A 25,020-nucleotide genomic window follows, 5' to 3' on the forward strand; every position below is an offset into this window, starting at 1 on the left:
CTATACTAGGGCAGGTTAATGAATCTTTACTCTTTCTGTTAAACAAAGAGAGGTGTTCAAAACGATGAATGTTGCTTTTTTCCTGATACCCAAGCAAGATGTAATTTACCTCAAGATCAATTCTACCATGCGTCAGGCTATAGAAAAAATGGAATTCCACCGTTACTCGGCCATTCCCCTTATTGATGACCAGGGCTGCTACCGCGGCACGATTACGGAAGGGGATCTTCTGTGGAAGCTTAAAAATACTCCCGGCCTCAACTTTCAAAACACCCATAGCATCCGGCTGACAGAGATCGAACAGCATATTCAAAACTATCCGGTTTCCATCAGCTCCCGCATGGAAGACCTGATCTCCCGGGCTGTTGAGCAGAACTTTATCCCGGTGGTGGATGATCAAAAAATCTTTATCGGGATTGTCCGCCGCCGTGAAATTCTGGAATACTGCACCAAAGCCTTGGGCATGTTGGAATCCTTACCCTTCAAGGACTAAAGCCGCGGCCCGGCTTTTTCAAAAAAAGAGGATATATGCTCTTCTCTTGAACATATCATCCTCTCCCTAAACCTGAAAACCTAAGCAAAACTTGATGATCAGATAAAATTGCCCCCGTCTACGACCCAGGTTTGACCTGTGACAAATCCGGCATGGGCGATTAAAGCATAGGCGACTTCAGCCACATCTTCCGGAGTACACACCTTCTGTAAAGGGGTTCCCTCAGCCATGCGGGTGATATGTTCCTCTTGGCCGCTGACCCAGCGGGTTAACACTACCCCTGGGGCCACCGAATTAACCCGGACATCGGGAGCCAGAACCCGGGCCAAGGATTTATTAACACTGATCGCAGCGGCTTTGGAAGCACTATAGGCGATAGAACTCCCCAATCCGGTCAGACCGGCGATAGAAGTAATATTAACGATACAGCCTTTTTGCTTCTTGAGGGCTTCGGCCGCGGCACGGCAGGTATTGAAAAGGCCTTTGACATTGACACTGAAAATCTCGTCCCAATACTCATCTTTCATGCCTTCAAGATCGGCATGCTCAACAAAATGAGTCATCCCTGCACTATTGACAAGAATATCCAATTGTCCAAAATCCCGGACCACTGCACCGATCATTTCCCGAACCTCTTGATCCTTTGCCACATTGGCTTGGTATATCCTGCAGGCTACCTTGAGTTTTTCGATTTCCTGAGAGGTTTGTTCAGCATCTTCCCGAGAGCGGGAATAATTGACAGCAATATTAACACCCTCTTGGGCAAGCTTTAAAGCAATGGCGCGGCCAATTCCTGTCGCCCCTCCTGTGATTAAAGCGGTTTTTCCTTGTAACATCACCGTTTCCTCCTTAACAACTCTTTCCGCAAGCACCCATCCTTTTTGCTTTCTCCAGTATAGCCTAGAAGGAGAGCACGTTCAAGATCCCAATCCTTTAAGGTATCCTTTTTCATCAACATGGAATACTAAGGAAAAGGTTAGTGTAAAGGACTGATTTCATGGCTTCTCCGGATATGGCTTCTGTAACCATAAAATCCGCAAACTCCGCTATCTCTTTTCCCGAATTGCTCGTTGTCGAAGAGCGGCTTCGGGAATCTTTTCTGAGAGCTGGGGACACTATCAAAGATTCTTGTCTCCTGCTCCTTGACTCAGGTGGGAAGCGGTTAAGGCCCCTGCTGACCTTACAAAGCGCCCAGTGTTTTGGCCCTCTCAACTCGGCGGCACTTGATGCGGCGGTGGCCGCAGAATTAATTCACATGGCTTCCCTGATACATGATGATGTCATCGATCATTCGGACCGGCGGCGGGGCATACCCACGATCAACTCGCAACGGGGGAATCAGGTGGCCGTTTTAGCCGGGGACTATGTGTTTGCCGAGGCCTTTCGTATTTTAGCCAATAAACATCTCCTTACGAGTATGTCCTACCTGGTGGACGCCATTCAATCCATGTGTGACGGTGAAGTACAACAGGCTGAGCAACGCTGTGACTTAGCTGTTGAACCCAGCCAATACTTCCAGCGCATTGCCCAGAAAACAGGAATTCTTTTAGCAAGCTGCTGCTGCTCCGGTGCGGCCAGTGCGGGAGCAAACCAGAAGGCCGTCGAAGCCCTTGGCCAGTATGGCATGAATCTGGGGTATGCCTATCAGATTATTGATGACATTCTGGACTTCACTGGCAATCCCCAGGTAACAGGTAAACCCGCAGCCGCCGATCTAGTCAACGGTTACATCACTTTACCCGTCATCTATCTTTTAGATAAGCCCCTCTACGGACCTTGGGCAAGAGACATGCTGCAAGCCCGGGATTTATCCCCGGCGAATGTTCAGAGAATTATTCAGGCCCTTATTTCCTCGGGGGCCCTCAATGAAGCTTTTAACACCGCCCTCCATTGCGCTGAAACCGCCGTTCAGGCCTTGAGCTCCCTTCCCCCTTCGCCCTCCAAAACCTTCCTGAGCGAACTCACCCAGACTATCCTTTATCGTCAAGCATAGAGGCAGCTATAGCTTGCCTTTTTTTCTTAACTGAAGACATATCCAAAACAGCACCTTAACAGGCCTGCCCCCTGCCCTTATCAGCTCCGCGGTCACTTGACCGCATTCTCTGGATTTTCCTTTTTGGTCGGATAGGTACATGGCCAGTAACCCCCTGATAATAGCTTCATGGAAATCAGGGTAGCGCAAAGATCTTGCCTGACTGAGAGCCGTCTCCACAAAGAGCAGCAGCCGCTCCTGCTGCTCTTTTTTTGAAGAATAGTACTCGACAAAATTTAATTGGTTGGTCTTTCTATCTTCTTCAAGATCGATAAAATAGTCCAAAAGAATATGCAAGCCTGTAATCCAGGGGAAATAGGCATCCCTGACTTTTTTTGCTTCTGTGTCCGTCAGCTGGGAATCATAAGCCATAGCAAAAAGGCAGAACGTCCCCAGGGTTGATCCTGTGGCAGCTGCCAGCTCCCAGGCGGATAGTCCCGGATATCCGGGAATGACCTGCTCTAACCAGCCTAACATCTTTTGTTCACGCTCAGCCGGATGCAAATGTTTGGTGACTTGAAGCAAGGAGTAAAGCTCAGCCAGTTCCATCATGTAGGGCCGAACGACTTCATAAGAAGGCAATTTTTGCACCCTCCTCCTACAGGTCTGCACCAGTTCGACCAAATAACCTCCGTCTTCACGGTGAGGATAATAAGCATAATAATCGGAACACTGGACATCCGTATCCAGAGCTTCAGTCATGGCCAGATGAAGCTGGCGAAAAGCCTGTTCATCCTGAATTTCCAGGGCATCCACCAGATTATCCAGGTAATCGCTGATGGTCTGATAGGCCACCACAAACTCAATCACCTCGGCAACCCTGGCCCCGGGATACAGAGAATAAATGCTGCCCCCTAAACAATGAAATTCCTTATGGGCTATACTGGCCAGGGCTTGCTCCCCAAGCACCCGGTCAGGACAACGCCCCGCTTTCTCTGCCCAGAAACCCAGCTGAGCCTTTACCGCTGGAAATATGGTTTTGACAAAAGAATAAATCAATTGAGGTTTAGAAACTTCTTTGGCAATATCCACAAATACACTTCCTTATTGACTTCAATTTCTACCCTAGTCCTAGTGTAACCAGTACTCCCTTCCCTAACCCCATCTTTGTGCAATAATTCTCCTATCTCAAGAAGGAATTATCTGCCCTATGCCGAATTATAGTCATTAGGGAAAAAATGGAATTATCGCGAGGGAATAAAATGAAACTAGATAAAAAGTTTACTGTGGAATACAAGGTGGGCATCGTATCTAGTTTATCCGCATCTATTATCTGGGTTATCCTGATTAGTCTTTGGTCATTAATTGCGGCAAATATAATTTCATTATGGCATAGTGAAGTTGTCTTGTTTTGGCAGTACTTGGTTGCCGGAATTTCTATCGGAGCAATGTTGGTAGGATCCATACAGTTCTATAGGAATAACTCCAATAAATTCAAACCTAGATTCCCTTCACTTTCAATGGATTATATCTATAAAGAAATCGAAACAGAATTGCACTTTAAAACCCGGGAAAATATCGCCTATTCTTCAAATTATAATATATATGCTTTAAAAGAAATAAGTGAGATGAAACGTTCTCATAACTGGACAGGTGATTATATCAGTTCACCAATTCTTGAATCGGCCCATAATCATAAAGTAGAGCTATGCAAGGATGCCAGCCCGTTAACTACGGCCAAAATCATCTTTGATGTACCCTTGGAGAAAAACCAGCCTACCACGTTTAAGTTGAAATATGAACTAGGCGATTCATCAAAAATAATGCAGCCCATGATCGGACATTTAGTAAGAAACCCAACGGAAAGAATCATACTAAGGCTTTGTGTCCCTAACGACATGGTGAAAGGTGTCAAGCGATGCGTTTATGCCGATAGTTTTGCGCAAATTAATTTATCCCAGCCACAAATAATACATTGTAAAATCATTGGTAATAATGATGTGTATGAATGGGTCATTGATAACCCCAGCCTATTGTATTACTATCGGATAAGTTGGGAATTCACCTGATTCTCACCTTTTTAATCCAAATACATATTATGTATAAAAATGTATAACTCACAATTTGCTTGTCCATACTAAAGGATATATAATAAAGTCAAGTATCTGATTGAAGAGGTGTTAAAAATGGATGGTGACTAGCAATAGCGCTGTATTAGCTTAAATATTTTGCAAAAAAGTTAAGGACGTGTCGCAGATCTTTATCGTAGATAGAGTGCGGCATGTTCTTTTTATTGAAAAGAAAAAAGCAGGCACCCACTTACAGCTGGTTATGCCTGCTTCCTGTCTATTCGTTCCATCAATTTACAGTACTTAGAAAAGAAAGAGCATTACAGTTACCCTGGGGTTAAACTTCTTTGCTTTCAACTTCTTTCTTTTCTTCCTCTTCGCCATTGGTTGCCGATTTAAATTCAGAGATTCCTCGTCCCAAAGCCTTGCCCAGCTCAGGTAGTTTTCCGGGCCCAAAAATAACCAATGCAATGATTAATACAATGATCATTACAGTTGGGGTTACCATACCAAATGTTGCTAACATGTCATACACCTCCATAGTCTAGTCTACATAGCAATAATTTTAATAAACCAATAAAACGTGAATAATATTGCATTCCCTTTACATCCCTTATCCTACAGGATTATGTCCATTTTTTCAATATGATTTTATTGGGTATATTGATTTTATTGGCTATTTAAGTAGATGAGAAAAAGAGCCTGAATTCAGACTCTATCTCCACTATCGCAAGTGCTGAAAAGTTCCTCGTAGCCCCGGTACAAGCTCCAAATCACATCCCAAAGCTCATCCTCGGCCTCTGTTACCCGCAAACCCAGCTCTTTGGCTTCCTGGCGCCCGATTGGATAGCCATGAGAAAAATAGCCCTCTGTCAAAGCCCGGGTGACTACAGGAACAAGTTCGGGGTTATCTTTTAACATATAACGGGATAAGAGGGCTTCAGCATATTGGTGAGATGCTTTTAAAGCTTTTTCGTAATCTCCAATCAACCAGGGGTCCAGTTTATTGATCATAGGCGTGATGATGCCGGTTACCAGCTCCGGATTGGGATTGGATTCGATAGAACGCTGAAGATAATCGATACAATAGCGAATAGCTTGGACGGGAACCCATAACTCCTTGTAAATAGGGTGCTTAATCAGGGGATCAATGGGCCCCAGCTCAGAGATGGGTCCCATAACAACTTCATCTGCTCCCAGAACCAGCATAGATGCCGCAGATTTGGCTACAAAAGGGACGATAACGCCGAATTCGTTGCAGAACTCACGAATCAGCATGACAACCTTATAGGGGGTGTCTACCGCTCCGCCATAACTGTGCAGGAGTAAATCAATTTTCTCTGTATGCCCGATTGCTTTGAGTTGTTCGTAGAGGGGCACGAGAATGCTATCATCGAGGGGTGTATAGGCAAAGTAAACTAAAACCTTTGAGCCTCTTAGTCTTTCCAAACTGTCCAAATAATGAAGTCGTTCATCCTTATCCATAGAATACCCCCATGCCGATGAATTATATACCATATTATTCCACATTCTAGATAGCTGTGACTGTCTTCATCAGGGGATGGGGATCATTTGGACTTCTTTCCAGGCCCATGCCCAAGAAGCCGCCGGTCATTGCACCGGCGGCTTCTTGGGGCTTATCGTATTATGCTGTTCAGGAAGGCCGGGTCCCTGGGCGGCCCTGTACTAGTCAGGCAGAGCATAGTCCACCCCGGATGCGTCATGACAGGATTGGCAATAGCTCTTGCCGCCTAAATCCTGCTTGACATGACATCTATAGCATTGCTTTTGGGGATTCTGGTTATTCTTAACCGAAAATCCATGCCCCTTCTCCCCGCTAATCCACTCTTCTCTGGGAATGGAGGCATGGGGGTTATTGGGATCATGTCCTTGCGAAACAAAAATGATGCTAATCAAAGCCACAACTAAACCTATGGATATGACCGCGCGAATGATTTTCTTACCTTCCATCCGTTTAATCCTTTCTCAACAATTTAGCCCAAGGATTTAAGGACATCCCTGGCCTGTTCCAAGGTATAGTCAATATCTGCATCCGTATGGGCGGCAGAAAGGAATACCGCTTCATATTGGCTGGGCGCTAAGTAGATCCCCCGCTCCAGCATGCCTCTGAAGAAGGAACCAAAACGCTCCACATCGGAAGAGCAGGCGCTTTTAAAGTCAATTACAGGTTGATCGGTAAAGAAGGCGGAGAACATAGCTCCCACGGAATTGACCCAGATGGGGAACCCTAATTCCTGAGCGATGGACTGCAAGCCCTCAGCTAAACGGGCGGTTTTCTTCTCCAGTCCCTCATAGACCCCCTCCTGCTGCAAGAGCTTTAAAGTGGCCAGCCCCGCCGCCATGGCCAAAGGATTACCGGATAAGGTGCCGGCTTGATAAATTGGCCCGCTGGGAGCTACCTGCTCCATGTACTTCCTTTTGCCGCCATAGGCTGCCACAGGCAGCCCCCCCCCAATCACTTTACCCAGGCAGGTCAAATCCGGATCGATTTGATAGCGGCCCTGTGCCCCTCCATAACTCACCCGGAAGCCTGTCATCACTTCATCAAAGATCAGCAGGCTGCCATAGTCCTGAGTCAGGGTCCGCAAGCCCGCCAAAAACCCGGGTTGAGGTAAAACAACGCCCATATTCCCGGTCACCGGCTCCAGGATCACTGCGGCAATGTCTTCCCCGCATTCCTTAAAAATCTCTTTTAAACCTTCCAGGTCGTTATATTGAGCTACAATAGTTTGTGAAGCTACTGAAGAGGGTACACCCGGAGAGGTGGGGACGCCAAAGGTCAAAGCCCCGCTGCCCGCTTTGATCAGCAAGGAATCACCATGACCGTGATAGCACCCTTCAAACTTAATAATTTTGTTGCGGCCTGTCACTCCCCGGGCTAAGCGCAAGGCGCTCATGGTGGCCTCGGTTCCGGAGCTGACCATGCGGACCATTTCCATGGAGGGGAAGGCTTTAATCACTTCTTCAGCGCATTCCGTTTCAATCTCAGTGGGTGCTCCATAGCTGGTTCCCCGCTCCGCGGCCGCTTTAATGGCCCCCACCACCACCGGGTGGGCATGACCAAGAATCAGCGGTCCCCAGGACAAAACGTAATCCAGATAGGAATTGCCGTCAATATCCCATAGTCTTGCCCCCTGTCCTTTGGCGATAAATATGGGCTCCCGCCCTACGGATTTAAAAGCCCTTACCGGAGAGTTGACTCCGCCGGGAAGGACGCCATTGGCCCGGGCAAAAGCTTCTTTACTTCGTTGATCCTGAAACCCCAAGATTAAACCCTCCTAATCGTCTTCTTCCCTATAGTATTGCATACTGCTCTTTTTTAACTCCTTGATACTGAAGAGCATGGCATAATCTTTGATTCCTGTCGCTTGGGCGATCCTGGCCATCACCTCGCCGCACTCCTCTTCGGAACGGCCATGAATCATGGTAAAGAGATTATATGGCCAATCTTTCAGCGTAGGCCTTTGATAACAATGGCTCACTTCCCGGAAGGAGGCCATGACTTTGCCGATGGCTTCAGCTTCGGCCTCGGGGACCTGCCAAACACCCATGGCATTAGCGGTAAATCCGGCTTTCTGGTGGCGGAGAACCGCTCCGAAGCGCCGAATCACCTGGTTGTCAACCAAAGCCCGGGTCTGTCTGAGGACCTTCTCCTCCTGCCACATCAGCTTGGCGGCAATCTCGGCATAGGGAGTCAGGGACTCCGGGATATTCCCCTGCAGTTCCCGTATGAGCAATTTATCCATGTCGTCCACCGGGTAGGGCTCCAGCTTTTGGGACCCCCGCGGATTGGCTGTACACTCACATTCTTCGCTATGGCGCTGTTCTCCGGCCTGTTCTTCCGTATTAAAATCAAAATCCACACTGATTTTAAACAAGCGGAGAGCGGGCAAAGAGTACACCTCATCGGTGCCGATGAGCCCTTTGATCGTGGTCAGGATTTTTTCCACTTCCTTCTGGGAAGAGGCAATCAGGGTAAACCAAATATTATAGTCATGGCTGCGCAGATAATTATGAGTCACGCCGGGAAGTTCCATCAGCAGATCGGCCAGGATCTGAATCTTATCTTCGGGCACTCTGGCCGCACACAAGGTGCTTTTATAGCCCAAACGATGGGAATCGAAGACTCCCCCTAAGCGCCGGATCACACCCTCTTGGCGAAAGCGCTGTATCCTTTGCCAGGCTTCCTCCTCCGTGGTCCCGGTAAGACCTGCTAAGGTCTCATAGGGGCGGGAGGTGATGGGAAAATCCGTCTGCACGATATTCAGCAGAGCCCGATCGAGAGCATCCATTATTTACCCCCCTTACGCCCGTGATAAAGGCACCAGGGCTCCTCTGCCATAAAGTCTCCTTCTTCATAATAAGCAGCCCGGGCCCGGCAGCCACCGCAGATGGTTTTATAACCGCAACTGCCGCAGCCCCCTTTATAATCCAAAGTGCGCAATTCATTTAAGACCGGGTGGGTCTTCCACAGCTCATCAAAGGGTGTCTCCCGGACATCACCTAAAGGGATATTGAGGTAGGCACAAGGCTGTACCTGTCCTTTGGGGCTGATAATGCAGTAAGAAGTACCGGCCAGGCAGCCCCGCCCAAAACGGGTCTTCACCCCCATCTCTTTGGCAATCCGCATAAACTGGGGAGCGCAGGTTGGTTTAAGCTCTATATCGACTTCTTGTTGTTTCTTCATGATGCGGGTTAAAGCATCTTCATATTCCTCAGCCCGCAGGGACTCTTCTTCAATGGATACGGCCCGCCCTGTGGGAACCAGGAAAAAGAAATGATGGGCTACCGCCCCTTCCGCTACGGCAAAATCCGTAATGGCTTCCAGCTCATCCCGGTTCCAATCCATGACCGTGGTATGAATCTGAAAAGGCAGGCCGACTTCCCGGCAATTGCGCATCCCTTGCACAGCCTCTTCCCAGGCTCGGGGATACTTGCGGAACTGATTATGCTTGTCAATATGCAGAGAGTCCAAGGAAATGCCCATACCCATAGCCCCTGCTTCTTTCAGGCGGCGGGCCATTTCTACGGTAATCAAGGTCCCATTGGTGCCGAAAACCGGGCGCAGGCCCAGGGAAGTGGCATAAGCCACCAATTCCACGATATCCGGGCGCAGGAGAGGCTCCCCGCCGCTGAAGATCATAATTTTAAAGCCGGCCCTGGCAATCTGCTCCAGCAGGGTTTTGGCTTCGGCAGTGTTCAGCTCTTCTTCGGCTTGGCAGCCGGCGTCCCGGTAGCAATGATCGCAATACATATTGCAGGCATTGGTGGTATTCCAGGATACAATCATGATTGTTCCTCCTTTATCCAGCGTGCGGCATCCAAGGCATGATAAGTAATAATCAGATCGGCTCCCGCTCGTTTCATGCTGACCAGACTCTCCATGACCACACGTTTTTCATCAATCCAGCCTTTCTCAGCGGCTGCTTTAACCATGGCATACTCACCGCTGACATTATAGGCGACGATGGGCAGCCCGAACTGCTCTTTGGTCCGATAGGTGATATCTCCATAGGCCAGGGCCGGCTTGACGATGAGCATATCCGCCCCTTCCTCGACATCGAGGGCCGTCTCGATCATGGCTTCATTGCCGTTAGGAGGGTCCATTTGATAAGTGCGGCGATCTCCGAATTGAGGGGCCGAACCGGCCGCCTCACGAAAGGGTCCATAGAAGGCAGAAGCGAATTTGGCCGCATAGGACATAATCGGAATATCCGTATAGCCGGCTTCGTCCAAAGCTTCCCGGATCGCTCCCACCCTGCCGTCCATCATATCTGAAGGCGCTACCATATCCGCCCCGGCTTCAGCATGAGAAACCGCTGTCTGAGCCAGCAATTTCAGGGTAGGATCATTGAGCACCCGGCCATCCTGGATCACTCCGCAATGTCCATGATCCGTGTATTCACAGAGGCAGACATCGGTGATCACATAAAGGTCCGGATAATGTTTCTTGGTCAGACGAACAGCTTCCTGGATGATACCGTGCTGGTCATAGGCCCCGGTCCCTGCTGCATCTTTGGACTCGGGCAGACCAAAGAGCAAGACAGCCGGAATTCCCGCCTCCACCACATCCTTTAGAGCCACTATATACTCATCCAAGGAGTAATTATACACTCCGGGCATGGAGGAAACGGGGATCTTTTTCTTCTCCCCAAACGTGACAAACATCGGGTAAATCAAATCCTCAATCCGGACATGATGTTCCCGGACCATTCTGCGGATGGCTGCACTGCTTCTTAATCTCCTGGGGCGTCTAATCATTGGCATTTGTTCATTCCTCCTCCATTTCCCTACACTATACCGATCTCTTCATCGGTCAAGTAGCAGGCTGGATCGGATTCCCAGAAATCTCCGGTGACAGCTTCCGCACGGGTGCGGAAATTGCCGTTACAGTTATTTAAGTACTGACAGCGGGCGCAACGGCCTTTGAGAAGGGGTTTGCGATCCTTTAACCCAGCCAGGATAGGATGGTTCAGATCCGTCCAGATCTCTCCGAATTTCCGTTCCCGCACATTGCCGAAGGTGATATGTTGAGTAAATTGATCCGGATGCACATAGCCCAGAGGGTCTACTTCCCCGAAAGCGATCCCGGAGCGGTTGCCTCCGTTCATGCTGATCAATTCCTTGATTTTTTGAGCCTTCTCCGGGTCATCCTTTAACGTACGCAGGTAAAGATAAACCCCGTCACAGTGGTTATCCACCGTTAAAATCTCTTTGCGGAGTCCCCGTTCTTCAAAGTCGATGGTCCGCCGGATGATGGTCTCCATGGCCTGTCTGGACTGCTCGGGGGTGACATCCTCAGCGATCATTTGATTGCCCCGTCCGGAATAGACCAGGTGATAGAAGCAGACCCGATCGATATTTTCTTCTTCAATAAAGTCAAAGATCTTATCCAGCTCCGCATAATTATGGCTATTAATCGTAAAGCGCAGCCCTACCCGCTGGCCTACGGCGACACAGTTCTGAATGCCCGCCATGGCCGCTTGGAAAGCCCCTTGCTTGCCGCGGAATTTATCATTAACCTCCCGCAAGCCATCCAAGGAGATGCCCACATAGCCTACGCCAATGTTTTTAATGCGTTGGGCCACTTCCCTGGTGATCAAGGTGCCATTGGTGGATAGAGTGGGACGGATCCCTTTGGCGGCGGCATATTCAGCCAGTTCAAAAAAATCCGGGCGAATCAAGGGTTCCCCCCCTGAGAAAAGCAGCACCGGCACTTTAAAATCGGCCAAATCATCAATAAAGCGTTTGGCCTCTTCTGTGGTCAATTCACCTTGATACTTTTGGGCATCGGATTCCATATAACAGTGGGCGCATTGCAAATTGCAGGTCCGGGTCGAGTTCCAGACCACCACCGGACCTGATCCGGAAGTGGTTCCGTGCATAGACCCTTTTGACCCTTTGCTGTAGCGCAGCGAATCACCGAAGTACTCTGTATTAAAAAGCAATTTTGTTAAACTGATCATTCCTCGTTCCCCCTTGCCAGAGTCTCAAGCAGCCCCTTAATAGTATACTGCTTTGCTTCCCGGTAAATGCTCAACCCAAATTCCTGAGCTGTTTTGCTGGTAATGGGACCGATAGAATAGAGTTTAACTCCATCCAAAAGGCTTTGCCTGCCATCAATTAATTGCAGGAAATTGCGTACTGTGGAGGAACTGGTAAAGGTAACAGCCGCTACAGCTTTCTCCTCCAGCAACTTCATCAATTCCTCCTTGTTGGCATTCCCCAAAACTGTACGATAGGTGGGAACATCCCAGACATCCGCCCCTAAAGCTTTCAGGGATTCGGGCAGAATATCCCGGGCTTCTTCGGCCCGGGCCAGGAGCACACTTTGACCGGGCAGAACCCGGCTGGCCAGCCCTTCGATGATTTTTTCAGCACGATATTCTTCAGGAACAAAAGAGACCTTCAGGCAGCGCTTCTCCAAAGCATCTCTGGTGGCCGGACCGATAGCGACCACATCCATACCGGCCAGATCACGAACGTCCCTGCCCTGCTCCATGAGAACTTTAAAGAATTCCTCCACGCCGTTGACACTGGTAAAGATCAGCCATTCAAACCGCTTCAGGTTCTTGATGGCCTGAATCAGGGGCTGAGGGTCCCTGGGGGGTACGATTTCAATCGCCGGAAACTCCCAGGGTTCTCCGCCCAGATCTTCAATGCCTTGAGACAAGGCGCTGGCTTGATGCCTGGCCCGGGTCACAATGATCCGCTGACCGAAGAGAGGTCTCTTTTCGAACCATTGCAGTTTCTCCCTTAGTTGAACAACCTCTCCCACGATGATGATCGAGGGGTTGGTAAAGCCTTCTTCCTTTACCAATTGAGCAATATTTTGAAGTTCACCGACCAGCACCCTTTGTTCCGGCCGGGTCCCCCATTGGATAATTCCCACAGGGGTTGACGGTGAACGGCCATTTTCCATAAGTTTAGTGGCGATCAAGGACAGATTTTCCATGCCCATCAAAAAGATTAAAGTCCCGTGAGCCGTGGCTAAATGTTCCCAAGCCAAAGCCGAGCTGTTTTTAGTGGGGTCTTCATGACCGGTTATGACAGCAAAAGAAGAGGTTAAATCACGATGAGTCACCGGGATACCTGCATAAGCAGGTACGGAAATCGCTGAGGTAACACCGGGAACAATATCAAAGGGAATCCCTGCCTGAAGCAGATCCTCTGCTTCTTCCCCACCGCGTCCAAAAACAAAAGGGTCCCCCCCCTTTAAACGCGTCACTATTTTACCCTCCAGGCCTTTCTGAACCAGAAGAGCGTTGATCTCTTCCTGGCGCAGGGTGTGCCGGTCCGGGGATTTCCCTACATAAATAAGTTCACAATCGGGACGGGCTAAGGTCAGGAGACGGCGTGAAGCCAGGCGATCGTAGATCAGCACATCGGCCTTGGCAATGCACTCCGCGCCCTTAACTGTAATGAGTTTCGGATCCCCTGGCCCGGCACCGACCAAATATACATATCCTTTGTCCAAATCAGAACACTCCTTGCTTGCTGTAGCGTATTATGAGCATAACAACTTACTTTTCTAAGGGTGTACGAATCTCCTGCAGGATCTCCAGGGCTCCTTGAGCAATCAGCAGATCGGCAGCTTGCCTGCCCAGTTCTTCAGGATGCTCTCCCGACAGAGTGACCTTCAGGATGCGTTGACCGTCCAAGGAAGCGACCATTCCCTTCAGAACAATCTGTTGCTGCTCTGTCACAGCCCAGGCTCCGATGGGAATCTGACAGCCCCCTTCCAAGCGGTAGAGGAGAGCCCGTTCTGCTTTGACGGCTCTTTCCGTATCCCCATGGTTCAGCAAGTCAAGCATTTCCCTGACATCAGCCCGTTGGGCAGCAATCTCCACAGCAATGGCTCCTTGGCCTACTGCTGAAAGCATAATCTCTTCAGAGATGTATTCGGTGATCCGGTCTTCCCAGCCTAAGCGTTTCACACCGGCCGCTGCCAGAACGATACCTGCCATATCGGACTCCTGGAGCTTCCGCCAACGGGTCTGGAGATTGCCGCGCAAATCCGCAAAAGACAGATCGGAGCGATAATTCTGCAGCTGGGCTTTGCGCCTTAAACTGCTGGTGCCGATGATTGAGCCGGCCGGTAATGACCCTAAAGGCGTGCCGTCTTTACTTAAAAAAACATCCCGCGGCTCTTCTCTCTCGCAAAAAGCGGCGATTTCCAATCCTGGGGGCAAGACCGTAGGCAGATCCTTGAGGCTATGAACAGCACAATCAATCTCCCCATTGAGAAGACCAACTTCCAACTCTTTTGTAAAAAGACCCTTGTCGCCGATTTTAGCAAGGGGGACATCAAGAATCTTATCTCCCTTTGTTTTCATGGGGACCAGGACAAACTCTCTTTCCGGGTAATACTCTTCCAGTTTCCTTTTCACCCATTCGGCTTGCCAAAGGGCCAGCTGACTATCCCGTGTACCTATTTTAACGCTTCCCATGTGCTCCCCCTTAACCTTGGTTGGAATGATGACTGGCGGCATGATGAACACTCCACCCCGCATGAGGTGAAAGCTCATTACCATCCAAGTCAAATAAATTCTGAAGTATTTCCGTATAAAGATGACCTTGGCTGGTATTGGCTGCTTCCTTCAAATTGGCAATAGGAGCATGCAGAAGATGAGTTACGATGGAGTTGGCCATGGACCGGATAATCTTCTCCTGTTTCTCATCGATAGGACCCAGTTTATTCAAGGCGCTTTTCAGCATAATCTCCCGGACCTCCTCCCCACGACGCTGCAAAGCAACGATGGTGGGAACTACATACAAAGAATTATGCCACTTCACAAAGCGTCCCATCTCTTCTTCGAGAATCCTCCCAGCCTGCAGGGCTGCTTCCTCCCGGGCTTTTTGATGGGAGTCCACTACTCCCCGCAAGTCATCGATGTCAAACAAAGTCACACCTTCTAATTCTCCCACATTGGGATGAATATCCCGGGGTACGGCGATATCGATCAGCAATAAAGCCCGCTGCCGGCGCTGTTCCATAACCCGCCTCATGCGCTCCGGCTTGATGACAAAATGAGCGGCAGCCGTTGCCGAAATAACGATATCGGCTTCGGCCAAGGCCGTATCCAATTCTTCATAAGGAATGGCTCTTCCTGAGAATTCCTCTGCCAAGGCTTGAGCGCGCTGCATAGAACGGTTGGACACCAATACAGTATCCGCTCCGCTGGCCACCAAATGCTTGGCCGTCAGAGCGCTCATCTCCCCTGCCCCTAAAATCAAAATACTCTTGCCTTGCACATCGCCAAAGGTTTGCTTGGCCAACTCTACCGCTGTGTAAGAAACCGAGGTGGGATGCTGGTCAATTTGTGTCTCGGAGCGGACCCTTTTTCCCACTGCCAAGGCATTTTGAAAAATGGCATGAATAATTTTATTGCTTAGATTAAGCTGTGATGATTTTTCGTAGGCCTCCGCTACCTGGCCCAGGATTTGAGTTTCACCCATCACCATGGAGTCCAGGCCGGCGACGACACGGAAAAGATGGCGTACGGAATCATAAAGAGTATGGACATAAAGATATTGATTAATATCTTCTTCGCGAAGCTTCCCATGCCGGGCCAGAAATTTCTTAATCACACTGACTCCCAGTTCCACTTCTGGAGTGGCGGCATAGATCTCCAAACGATTGCAGGTGCTTAACAACACTATCCCGTTTAAGGCGGATAGTTCATTCAATTCCATTAAGGCTTTATTGATCTCCGAAGGATGAAAGCTGACCTTCTCGCGAATCTCTACTGGAGCCGTTTTATGGTTCAACCCAATAGTGATTGGAAACACTTCTGCATTACTCCCTTCGCGTCGTCCAGCCGACCGTTTTTTATAAGCTCAAGCATCTCTCCATCCGTAGCGCGATTCCAAAACTTTTCCTTCTGCTCCGCTGTCAGCCGGGCTTTAACGTCCTTACGCCAGCTTCCCAGCAAAGTCAGGTAATCCTCGTAGGCCTCCCCATAGTGTTCTGCCAGCTCGGCCCGAATCTGCCGGGCGACAATGGGGCTGCTCCCTCCCGTAGAGACGGCAATGCTTAAATCTCCCCGTTCTAATATAGAGGGTACAATAAACGTACATTTCTCCGGATCATCCACCACATTGATCAGGCGCATGGATTTTTGAGCGTCTCCGGCAGCGGCGCTGTTAACCTCCTCGATTTCCGTACAGGAAAATACCAGCACCTCATCCTGCAGATCATCGGCAGAATACTCCTTTTTCTTCCACAGACATCGTTCATCATCCACCAGCTCCACCAATTCAGGGTGAAGCTCGGGTGAGACGATACGAACGACAGCACCATGCTCCAGCAGGGTCTTCACCTTGCGCAAAGCGACTGTTCCTCCGCCCACGACTAAAACCGGCTTATTCTGCAACTCAACATAGATGGGGTAATAATGTGACACGTACAGCCCCCCGCTTCTTTTTTAGAACCCTTAAAATTTAAATCATTCTAATCACATCTTACAACGAAAATCCCAACTAAAAAACAAGCAATTTCTTATGGGATGATTAAGTGTTTTTATGAACAAGCTCTTCTTTAGGCGTAAGAATGCAACCCTGGAAGCAGGTAATTCACCCCAAAGAATGTAAACAACACGGCTGCAAAACCAATGATGGCCATCCAAGCCGCCCGTTTTCCTTTCCAGCCATACATCAAACGGGCATGGAGGTAGGCAGCGTAGATAATCCAAGTGATCAGGGACCAGGTTTCTTTGGGGTCCCAGGACCAGTAGGTGCCCCAGGCATAGTTAGCCCAAATAGCGCCGGTAACGATACACAGGGTCAACATCGGGAAGGCAAAGCCAATCATCTTATAAGCCAGTTCATCCAGAACATTTTCAGGGGGGAAACGGTTGAGCCAGGTTTCTTTTTCATGCTTTTCATGGGAACCGGCGCCGGTTTTAAGCAGATACATGATTCCCAAACCGCAGGAAATAGCAAAGGCTCCATAGGCCAGCATAGCAGTGAACACATGGAAGGTCAACCACTGGCTTTTCAAAGCCGGTGGGATAGCTCCAGCCACTCTTTCCGAAGGGCCCATTTTCATGATAATAAACATAAGCAATATGAAGGTTACAGGCATGACAAAGCTGCCCAGAGCTTTAATCTTATAGCGGAACTCCGCAAAGATATAAATAATGACAATTCCCCAACAGAAGGTAAGAATAAATTCATAACCATTGGTTAATGGCGGCCGCTGCGTAATCACCCAGCGCAAAGCGATGGCCGCTGTATTGGCTATCAGTCCGATGATGGCAGCGAATGTACCCAGGTGGGTAACGACGTCTTTTTTAGCAGCCATCCCGATCCAATAGAAGACGGTGCTTCCTATGTAAGCTCCAACCATGATATAAAATAAAATGACTTCGAAATTTTCCATGGATCCGCCCAACGATATCGACTCCTTTACACAAAATTATGATATTCCTTCTACTTCAGCAACAATGCGGTCGAACTCTTCTTTGACTCCCATGCTCAGCTTTCCGGTGTAAGCTCCCAAAGTCAAGGTTGCCTCCTGGGTCTCATGATTAGCCTCCAAAACACCTGCTATCCGAACAGGCCGCCAGTAGAAGGATAAAAGCAATCCCACCATTAAAAGGCCGCTTCCCAGCCAGACAATCCCTACTCCGGGATCTGCTTTAATCTGTAATCCTGTGAATGCTATCGCTTTATCAAAGGTTATGGTATAAGCATCCTGGATGTTCTTGGATTCTCCCGGTGTGAGCTGCCCCATATCCAACTGCCTCTGCTCATCAAAAACCTGATAAAGGATCACGGACTCTTGGGGGCTTGTTTTCATGGCCGCCAGCACAAAGTAAAGATTGGTTCCCGGTGCATTAAAATAACCATACCCATTCTGGAGTGCTACCGGAAAGGTCTTATCGCCCATTTCCACAGTAAATTGGGCTCCCGGCGCATAGCTGGATTGGTAGAAGGTTACACCCTTATAGGTCAAGGGATGATTCACAGAAATGGATTGGCGGTGAACCTCTGTACCTGATTCAATGATACTAAGATCGGTATACCAGTTATCCCTCTCTCCGCTGGGCAGAATCCTATCTTCCACCGAATTGATCTTAACCATAAAGTTTTCTTTTACCTGGCCTTTATAGAGGTCAATCTCCTGAATGGGAACCACGCTTCCTTCACCGGCCATCATATACCCTTTAAAGCCGGAGAGGGACCCGATCAGAGCACCAAGGATTAAGATGACAAAAGCAAGATGAGTGATGAAGGAGCCCCAACTGCCCATGCGCCGCTTCTGTGCTGTAAAACTCCATTGACCTTCGCCTGCCGCTTCGGTAAGGCGAAACCCCTTCTTCTTAAGAACTTCCTGAGTTCTTTGTTTTAGGACATCTTCAGTCTGCCCAGATAGTTTGGCGCTAATCTTCTGAGGCAGACTGGACTTATCCCGGGGAGCCTCGGGATTAAATGTCAACTTATAGATTCCCCCAAAACGCTGTACACTACACACAATGAGATTAATACAGAGTAGACCTAATAAGAATTGAAACAAAGGTGAAGAATAGATATGGGTAAATCCTAAAGTTCTCCAAATCTCAGCAACTGCATGTGCTCCTTCGGGATCGAGGGATTCCTGTGGTACCAGAGTTCCTATCCCTGAAACCAGTGCAACGATTCCGAGTAATACCAACCCTGTTTTCATTGAGCTGAAGATGTCCCAAATTTTTTCAATCAATCCGTCAGACCTATTGCTCATAATAACCTCCAGTATAAATTATGGAATTATTCAAAGGATTATTTTATGTATTATTTTACTATATATTCTCAGGTTAGCCTAGGATGAAAGTTTGTTTCACAGAAAAATCACGATTCATTTAGGGTTTCCATAGGATTCTGTAAGGGTTTGTTAAGGGTTGAAAAAGGATTTATTAAGATCTCCCCCATTAAGTTACAAAAAGTACATAAAGTGTCAAAAAAGGAGGCAAAGCTCTTCAACCCTGATCACCGGCATTGCGAGCTTTGCCTCCCTATTCTATTCCCAATCTATGAATTCTAAACTACATTAAAGTACCGTTCCAAATAGGCAGTGCTGCAAAGATGACCACATAGCGCAGCACAAATCCCCCCAGAACAACCAAAGCATCACTGAGCAGGAGCACATTGGCCAAGCCTTGCCCTTGCTCTAAGGCCACGGTGTTGCCGCTTCCAGCTGCCGCATGCAGAGCATGACCGGTATGAGCGGACCTGCCAAGTTTTCTCACTGCGAAAGCTGAGATCAGCAGAGGCACCACCAGTCCCAGTACCACAAGGAACAGCCAGAACCAAAGCGCCAGCCCGCCGGAAATGGCTTGAGCGGCAGAAGCGGCTTTCACCCCGCCACCGGCATTGGCCACGCTGAAGATAAAGGCGACGAGGATGATCTCAACGCTGACAAGGCAGAAGTGAAGCTTGGAAATCTTGTACTCATCGGCATGTACGCCCTTATCAATGATATTGCCGACCAGGACCGTAATGGAAAGACCTGTGGAAATGGCAGAAACAACGAATAATACCGGCATAACATAGGTATTCCAGAAAGGAATCGCTTCAACCACGGCAACGAGCAAACCTGTGTAAGCACATGTCGAGAAAGCCAGCAGTGCTCCGAGATGCTCTAACGCACCGGGAATCGCTTTTTTCTTCCAGACAAAGAAGGCAACCACTAACCCCACACAGATGAAGAGGGCAAGAATATATACGCCCCAGGTCATGACTGAGGAGAAGTTACTTAAAAGGCCGATGAGCAGCCAGGGTTTCTTTAGTCCCTGACCCAAGTCAAATACTAAAAGCACTGTACCAAAGGCCACGATGGGGGCAGCTATAAAATATCCGGCCCGTTGCAAAGCAGGTGAGTTCCCTAACCAGCCTCTCCCGGCAGCATAAGAAGTGAGGTATGCTCCGGCACCTAAACCACCTAAAAAGAGATATATAACGATTAACCATTGCCAATGAAGATGCATGTTTTTTCCTCCTCCTCTTTCCTTATACCTTCGGAATAATCACTAATGAAGGATTGGTGATGCTGGCCGGCGGCAGACCATTGACTTCCGGAGCTACAGCACCGGGAGTTTTCCTCAGTTCAGTAATATCACCATAGGTTAATGCACCGGTCGGGCATGCGGATACACAGGCAGGTTTGCCCCCCTGGTCCTGAATCTCGGCACAGAAACTGCATTTAGTTACTGCTCCAGTACCGGACTTAACAAACTGTGGTGCATGGTAAGGGCAGGCATAGAGGCAATAGGCACAGCCCACGCATTTCTTCGTATTATGGGCTACAATACCGTCTTTATCCCGTTTCGTATAGGCTTTGACAGGGCATACTGCCATACAGGCAGGATCGGCACAGTGATTGCAGCTCATCGAGAGATACACCTTGTTGCTTGCCGGCTCTGCTACATATACCTTACGCCATTCGGCACCGGGCTCCCATTTGTTCGTTTCTTTACATGCTTTGGCGCATAACTTACAATTAATGCATTTTGTTTGGTCATACATAAAACCTAATTGCTTGGATTCACTCGACTCCGTTCCTGCAGCCTTAACACTCGCTTCTTTCAAACTTCCCATCGGCACACCAACTGCCACGGCAGCTGCGGTTAAAGCCCCGATTTTTAAAGCTGTACGACGTTTTAGTTTTACATCGAGCTTTGACACATGGAACAACCCCTTTCTCTAATTCCCTCTAGTACTTACCCATTTTTTCACACAAAAAGCTCCGACATATTATATTTATTTATTAGTTCATAACCTTTGCCTTTGCTTCTTGTCTTCGTAATAAAGAATACCATAGAAATTATTTATTGCAAAGTATTAGCTTTCGGTAATTTTTGCATTCTCATTATTATTTCACTAAAAATTCACAATTATAAACCTATCGAAAAGACCGAAGTCCATCAGCTCCAGGCTGATTTCTTTCGGTCTCAGTATTCATTGGGCAAATTAGATGCAAGTGCAATAAATTTTACCTATCTTTGAATATACCCTAAAACTTGCGTTCCTTCACAAAATAAGCCAAATCCACGAGAGCCTTCCGGGTCGGTACATTGGGCAGCTCTTGAAGGTAAGAATTGGCTTTACTTATATATAAGTCCACATAGTGCATGGAGTCAGCAATTGCTCCGGAGTCCTTGATCATTTTAATGGCCTCTCTGACGTCATCCTCATCTTTCTCCGGTTTGACCAGCAATTCATGGAGACGCTCCCTCTCCCCGGATTGATGCAGGGCAAGAATCAAAGGCAGAGTCATAATTCCTTGACGGATATCTCCTCCCACAGGCTTGCCCAGTTCGGAGGCTTCAGCGGTGACATCCAGGACATCATCGACGATTTGAAAAGCCATACCCAGAGCGTGTCCGTAAGCACCCAGAGCCCAAACCTCCCGCCGCGGAGCAGCAGAAATCAGAGCACCCAGTTTGCAACTGGCCGAAATAAGCATGGCCGTTTTACGCTTAATACGATAATAATACTGTTTCAAGTTCTGATTGACATCATTGGAAGCTTTAATCTGTTGGATCTCTCCCTGGCTCATTTCCACACTGACTTCAGCAAGAATCTTGGATACTTCAGGATGATTAATCTGAGCAAGCAGCTCCAGCGCTTTAGCCAATAGGTAATCCCCGGTAGCAATCGAAACTACATTTCCCCATTTTGCTTTAACTGTCGGCCGTCCCCGCCGGGTCATTGACGCGTCCACTACATCGTCATGAACCAGAGTGGCCATGTGAATCAATTCTAAAGCCATAGCCACCGGAAGGAGCCTGTCAATGGGATAGCCATAGAATTTTCCTGCTAAAAGGGTAAAAGCCGGGCGCAACCGCTTTCCACCGGCTTCCAGTAGTTGAACAGCGGATTGATCCAGTATAGGAAAATCTGTTTTTATATAAGCATGAAGTTCTTTCTCAACCCTCTGCAGATCGGAGTTGATTTGGTTAAAAAGCCAAAGTTGTTTCAATCTTGGTTCACCTGCTTGCACCCTATTTTTCGTAGGACACCATGTCTTGTGGGAGTTCCGCAAGGGGATCCTCATCATAGGTTAATAATTCTTCGTCATCTTTATTGGGTGTTGCATTCTCATCCTTGGGCGTATCTGCAGCTTCCGGTGTATCTGCAGCTTCCGGTGCAACCGCTGCCGCGGTTGAAGGGGCTGCCGCTGCCGTCTTTGTCACTTCCTGGGTGCTTTTCTTGGGTGCCGGGGTTTTCAGTGTGTCATCCAAGGTCTTCTTGAGGACATTGCTGGGGGTATTCACAGCATCCTGAAACTCTTTTGTCATATCTCCGGCAATTTTCTTAACCTCAAAAACCACTTTGCCAATGGCACGAGCCACGTCGGGAAGATCTTCAGGGCCAAATAATACCAAGGCAATAACCATTAATATAATAAGTTCATTAAAACTCATCTCTTACCCCCCTATCCTTCCAGCGCTTTCTCTCGTTTTCGTGCCACAATGTAACCGAGCCAAATACTAGCCTCATACAGCATATAGGTGGGCAGCACCATGAGTCCCTGAGTCATAATCTCAGGAGTAGGTGAAATGAGCATAACCACCACGACAATCCCAAAGAAGGCATACTTCCTCTTTTTAGCCAGACTATCCGGGGAGAGGACGCCAATACGAATCAAAAGCAGCAGGATAACAGGGAGTTGGAAAATCAAACCGAAGCTTAAAAGAAAACGGATAATAAAGGATAAATACGACGCTTTTGTCACTAAGGTAGTTGAAGTGACAACAGCTTGGCCGGTAAACAGCAGGAATTTAAGCCCGATAGGAATAACAAAGAGAAAAGCAAAAGCAATACCGGCTAACATCAGGATAACCGAGCTGGGTACAATCATATAAAGGTATTTCTTTTCATTTTGCTTTAAGGCCGGGAGAATAAAACTCCAAATCTGCCAGATAATTATTGGCAAAGCAATGACTACCCCTACGACAATAGATACTTTCAGCTTAACCATGATGGGTTCCATGGGGGTAGTTGTAATTAATTCTATACCCAGTTGAATCACTGGATTGGCAAGGAATGCGTAAACCTGATCGCTGTATATCCATCCGACAACCGTACCTAAAATGACTCCGTATGCTGCAAATAAGAAAACTTTGCGTAATGCGCTAATATGCTCCATAAGCGGCATATTTTCGTCCACACGTTTCCGCCTGCGCATCCCCACACATCCTTCCCATAATCCTTCTACTTTTATTCAGCACGCATTTTTGAAATAATTGCGACTTCTAAGTTCTCTTCAATTTTAGCACGGAATTGCTTTGCTGACAAAGACAACCCTGTTTGCTATCTATAATTCAACTCCAGAGTTTTAACCTGTACATTGCTTTCAATATAATCGATTAATTGATTTAAAGAATGATTTCTGTGATCGGGGAGCTCCCGGAGAATCGATCTGGCCTCAGTCAGCGCAAAGTCAACCACCCCGCCCGACCTTCGTTCTTGAGACGCCGCCCAGGCAATCCCCAAATTCCAGCCTATGGTCTCACATTGCTCCTGCACCTTCAGCGGACAGCCGGCCAGCTCCGCCCCCAACCGTGCCGCAAGGCCGGTCAGAGATGCTCTTTCCATCTCAATAGTTCTTATATATTCGCCATCACTTACTTTTTTATCCCTCGACAACCAACGGATGATTGCTCCTTGATTCATATTTTCAATAACCTTAGCCAAAGGGGCCAGGAAATGGAGCATTTTCTCTTTACACAAACTCAGAAAAAACTTTCCATAAAGAAAATCTCCTACAAGAACCGGGAATTGTCGTTTACTTTCTTCCAGATCCGGATCATCCTTCATCAGGCGATGAACCTGATCGGCCATAAATATGTATTGAAAGATTGTGGCCAGGCCAATAGCTGAACGGGCCGCACCGCCAAAGGTTTGGCTCACAGCAAGGACAATCAGCGGGCAGGCGTTATTCTCAAGTTCACCAAAATTCAATTCCACAAGTTCGTCAAATTCAGCAGCCTTGAGCTTGATTTCACGTCGAAGGGTTCTTTTTATTTCTTCAAGCTCCTCCTTGAAGTGTTCAGACAGTAGCAACAAGGCAATCTCTCCTTAATATTTGAGGCTAATCTAAGTAATATTCGAGGCTTTTCATCAAAATCCTGCCCCTGTCAAGGTTCCTGGGATCAATAACATTATTTTTTACAAGTTCATATAAATCATCCCGCAATTACTTAGCAAATATTGACATTCCATCATTCATAAAGAAAACCCGGCTTCGCTGTTCCTCAAACGTATTCTCTCAAATGAGGCGAAGTCGCTGGTTGCCCTTATGCTTAGAAAGTATATAGCGCAAGCTTATGCTTTCTGACAGCGAAACAATAGACCTTGTAACTTTCCCGTCACAAGGTCTATTATGCCAGCCTTATCTCAGTCTGGAATAAAATAAATATCCCTCCTAAAGATTTACCGCTTCTTTTGGATCTTCCACCAGTCCACGTTTCATTTCCGTAGCTGTCATATGACCTGCTTTAAATTGCTCGGTCAAATAATTACAGGCATCCCAGGGATTGACCTGATCCCCGCATGTGAATACGTCGACTGCCGCATAACCAAGTTCCGGCCATGTATGGATGGCTAGATGGGATTCGGAAATGACCACCACACCACTCACACCTTGCGGGCTGAACTTATGAAATACCACCTCGCGTACTTCTGCGCCTGCTTCCAGGGCTGCGTTGACCATGATTGCTTCGACTTCTTCGCGGTTATTAAGAATCTCGAAACTGCAACCATAGATTTCAGCCAACACATGACGTCCCAGAGAATTGCTCATTTTGTCATCTTTGCCCCCTTTACAAAAGCAAAATGGAAGGAATCCGAGCCGAACCCAACGTCCGGTGACCCAAATTCCTATCGAAAACAATTGTAGCACAATGTGGCCGCTTGTCAATAAAAAAGTGAACTTTATCCCATAAAACCCTTTATTCCGCTCCAATTCCGGAATATGACGA

At 48.0% G+C, this 25,020-nt stretch carries 26 protein-coding genes; 3 read left to right on the forward strand and 23 right to left on the reverse strand.

Annotated features, from left to right (window positions below):
- Positions 1-64: 64 nt before the first annotated feature.
- Complete coding sequence (locus tag DHAF_RS16665; protein ID WP_015944550.1) at positions 65-493, forward strand: CBS domain-containing protein; 429 nt, start codon at positions 65-67, stop codon at positions 491-493.
- Positions 494-591: 98 nt separating this feature from the next.
- On the opposite strand, the gene DHAF_RS16670 is transcribed toward DHAF_RS16665, so the two are convergent.
- Complete coding sequence (locus DHAF_RS16670; protein WP_015944551.1) at positions 592-1,329, reverse strand: SDR family NAD(P)-dependent oxidoreductase; 738 nt, start codon at positions 1,327-1,329, stop codon at positions 592-594.
- A gap of 161 nt (positions 1,330-1,490) precedes the next feature.
- Between DHAF_RS16670 and DHAF_RS16675 the strand changes: the two genes are divergently transcribed.
- Complete coding sequence (locus DHAF_RS16675) at positions 1,491-2,486, forward strand: polyprenyl synthetase family protein (RefSeq protein ID WP_015944552.1); 996 nt, start codon at positions 1,491-1,493, stop codon at positions 2,484-2,486.
- A 6-nt stretch (positions 2,487-2,492) separates the two neighbouring features.
- Here DHAF_RS16675 and DHAF_RS16680 read toward each other — a convergent pair whose 3' ends face one another.
- Positions 2,493-3,557, reverse strand: coding sequence for a tetraprenyl-beta-curcumene synthase family protein (locus DHAF_RS16680; RefSeq protein ID WP_015944553.1), 1,065 nt, complete (start codon positions 3,555-3,557; stop codon positions 2,493-2,495).
- A gap of 170 nt (positions 3,558-3,727) precedes the next feature.
- Between DHAF_RS16680 and DHAF_RS16685 the strand changes: the two genes are divergently transcribed.
- Positions 3,728-4,534 (forward strand): hypothetical protein, encoded by an 807-nt coding sequence (locus tag DHAF_RS16685; protein ID WP_015944554.1) that lies wholly within the window; start codon positions 3,728-3,730, stop codon positions 4,532-4,534.
- A 337-nt stretch (positions 4,535-4,871) separates the two neighbouring features.
- Here the strand turns inward: DHAF_RS16685 and tatA are convergent, their stop codons facing one another.
- The 21 genes from tatA to speD form a co-directional block, all read right to left on the reverse strand.
- Positions 4,872-5,060 carry a twin-arginine translocase TatA/TatE family subunit gene (gene tatA, locus DHAF_RS16690; protein WP_015944555.1) on the reverse strand — a complete coding sequence of 63 codons (189 nt, stop codon included), beginning with the start codon at positions 5,058-5,060 and terminating at the stop codon, positions 4,872-4,874.
- Positions 5,061-5,242: 182 nt separating this feature from the next.
- Positions 5,243-6,019, reverse strand: a complete 777-nt coding sequence (locus tag DHAF_RS16695) for an SDH family Clp fold serine proteinase (protein ID WP_015944556.1) — start codon at positions 6,017-6,019, stop codon at positions 5,243-5,245.
- A gap of 201 nt (positions 6,020-6,220) precedes the next feature.
- Complete coding sequence (locus DHAF_RS16700) at positions 6,221-6,505, reverse strand: hypothetical protein (protein WP_015944557.1); 285 nt, start codon at positions 6,503-6,505, stop codon at positions 6,221-6,223.
- A gap of 23 nt (positions 6,506-6,528) precedes the next feature.
- On the reverse strand, positions 6,529-7,821 hold the full coding sequence (gene hemL / locus DHAF_RS16705; protein WP_015944558.1) for a glutamate-1-semialdehyde 2,1-aminomutase: 1,293 nt from the start codon (positions 7,819-7,821) through the stop codon (positions 6,529-6,531).
- Between the two features lie 12 nt (positions 7,822-7,833).
- Entirely contained in the window at positions 7,834-8,847 is a 1,014-nt protein-coding gene (gene ahbB, locus DHAF_RS16710) for a siroheme decarboxylase subunit beta (RefSeq protein WP_011460176.1), read from the reverse strand.
- Complete coding sequence (gene nirJ2, locus DHAF_RS16715; protein ID WP_015944559.1) at positions 8,847-9,845, reverse strand: putative heme d1 biosynthesis radical SAM protein NirJ2; 999 nt, start codon at positions 9,843-9,845, stop codon at positions 8,847-8,849. Before nirJ2 ends, ahbB begins: the two co-directional genes overlap by 1 nt.
- Positions 9,842-10,822 (reverse strand): porphobilinogen synthase, encoded by a 981-nt coding sequence (gene hemB / locus DHAF_RS16720; RefSeq protein ID WP_015944560.1) that lies wholly within the window; start codon positions 10,820-10,822, stop codon positions 9,842-9,844. The genes nirJ2 and hemB overlap by 4 nt, the downstream gene beginning before the upstream one ends.
- Positions 10,823-10,845: 23 nt before the next feature.
- Entirely contained in the window at positions 10,846-12,021 is a 1,176-nt protein-coding gene (gene nirJ1 / locus DHAF_RS16725; RefSeq protein WP_011460179.1) for a putative heme d1 biosynthesis radical SAM protein NirJ1, read from the reverse strand.
- Positions 12,018-13,532, reverse strand: a complete 1,515-nt coding sequence (gene cobA / locus DHAF_RS16730) for a uroporphyrinogen-III C-methyltransferase (RefSeq protein WP_015944561.1) — start codon at positions 13,530-13,532, stop codon at positions 12,018-12,020. The genes nirJ1 and cobA overlap by 4 nt, the downstream gene beginning before the upstream one ends.
- A 46-nt stretch (positions 13,533-13,578) precedes the next feature.
- A complete protein-coding gene (hemC, locus tag DHAF_RS16735; RefSeq protein ID WP_011460181.1) occupies positions 13,579-14,505 on the reverse strand; it encodes a hydroxymethylbilane synthase in 927 nt (308 codons plus the stop codon).
- 10 nt (positions 14,506-14,515) lie between these two features.
- On the reverse strand, positions 14,516-15,847 hold the full coding sequence (gene hemA / locus DHAF_RS16740; protein ID WP_011460182.1) for a glutamyl-tRNA reductase: 1,332 nt from the start codon (positions 15,845-15,847) through the stop codon (positions 14,516-14,518).
- Positions 15,823-16,461, reverse strand: coding sequence for a precorrin-2 dehydrogenase/sirohydrochlorin ferrochelatase family protein (locus DHAF_RS16745; RefSeq protein WP_015944562.1), 639 nt, complete (start codon positions 16,459-16,461; stop codon positions 15,823-15,825). The genes hemA and DHAF_RS16745 overlap by 25 nt, the downstream gene beginning before the upstream one ends.
- 134 nt (positions 16,462-16,595) lie before the next feature.
- Positions 16,596-17,450, reverse strand: a complete 855-nt coding sequence (gene ccsB, locus DHAF_RS16750) for a c-type cytochrome biogenesis protein CcsB (protein WP_015944563.1) — start codon at positions 17,448-17,450, stop codon at positions 16,596-16,598.
- A gap of 24 nt (positions 17,451-17,474) precedes the next feature.
- Positions 17,475-18,779 (reverse strand): cytochrome c biogenesis protein ResB, encoded by a 1,305-nt coding sequence (resB, locus tag DHAF_RS16755; RefSeq protein ID WP_011460184.1) that lies wholly within the window; start codon positions 18,777-18,779, stop codon positions 17,475-17,477.
- Positions 18,780-19,080: 301 nt separating this feature from the next.
- Positions 19,081-20,022: an NrfD/PsrC family molybdoenzyme membrane anchor subunit gene (nrfD, locus tag DHAF_RS16760; RefSeq protein ID WP_015944564.1), complete on the reverse strand. Its 942-nt coding sequence runs from the start codon at positions 20,020-20,022 to the stop codon at positions 19,081-19,083.
- A gap of 22 nt (positions 20,023-20,044) precedes the next feature.
- A complete protein-coding gene (locus tag DHAF_RS16765; protein WP_015944565.1) occupies positions 20,045-20,719 on the reverse strand; it encodes a 4Fe-4S dicluster domain-containing protein in 675 nt (224 codons plus the stop codon).
- A 328-nt stretch (positions 20,720-21,047) separates the two neighbouring features.
- Positions 21,048-22,016, reverse strand: a complete 969-nt coding sequence (locus DHAF_RS16770) for a polyprenyl synthetase family protein (RefSeq protein WP_015944566.1) — start codon at positions 22,014-22,016, stop codon at positions 21,048-21,050.
- A 22-nt stretch (positions 22,017-22,038) separates the two neighbouring features.
- A complete protein-coding gene (locus DHAF_RS16775) occupies positions 22,039-22,461 on the reverse strand; it encodes a Sec-independent protein translocase subunit TatA/TatB (RefSeq protein WP_015944567.1) in 423 nt (140 codons plus the stop codon).
- A gap of 11 nt (positions 22,462-22,472) precedes the next feature.
- Positions 22,473-23,225, reverse strand: coding sequence for a twin-arginine translocase subunit TatC (tatC, locus tag DHAF_RS16780; RefSeq protein ID WP_005811176.1), 753 nt, complete (start codon positions 23,223-23,225; stop codon positions 22,473-22,475).
- A 125-nt stretch (positions 23,226-23,350) separates the two neighbouring features.
- Complete coding sequence (locus DHAF_RS16785) at positions 23,351-24,106, reverse strand: polyprenyl synthetase family protein (RefSeq protein WP_011460187.1); 756 nt, start codon at positions 24,104-24,106, stop codon at positions 23,351-23,353.
- A gap of 358 nt (positions 24,107-24,464) precedes the next feature.
- The gene (gene speD, locus DHAF_RS16790; RefSeq protein ID WP_011460188.1) at positions 24,465-24,842 is read right to left on the reverse strand and encodes an adenosylmethionine decarboxylase; all 378 of its coding nucleotides are present in this window, start codon (positions 24,840-24,842) and stop codon (positions 24,465-24,467) included.
- Positions 24,843-25,020 lie beyond the last annotated feature (178 nt).

Source organism: Desulfitobacterium hafniense DCB-2 (genome assembly GCF_000021925.1).
GTDB lineage: Bacteria > Bacillota > Desulfitobacteriia > Desulfitobacteriales > Desulfitobacteriaceae > Desulfitobacterium > Desulfitobacterium hafniense.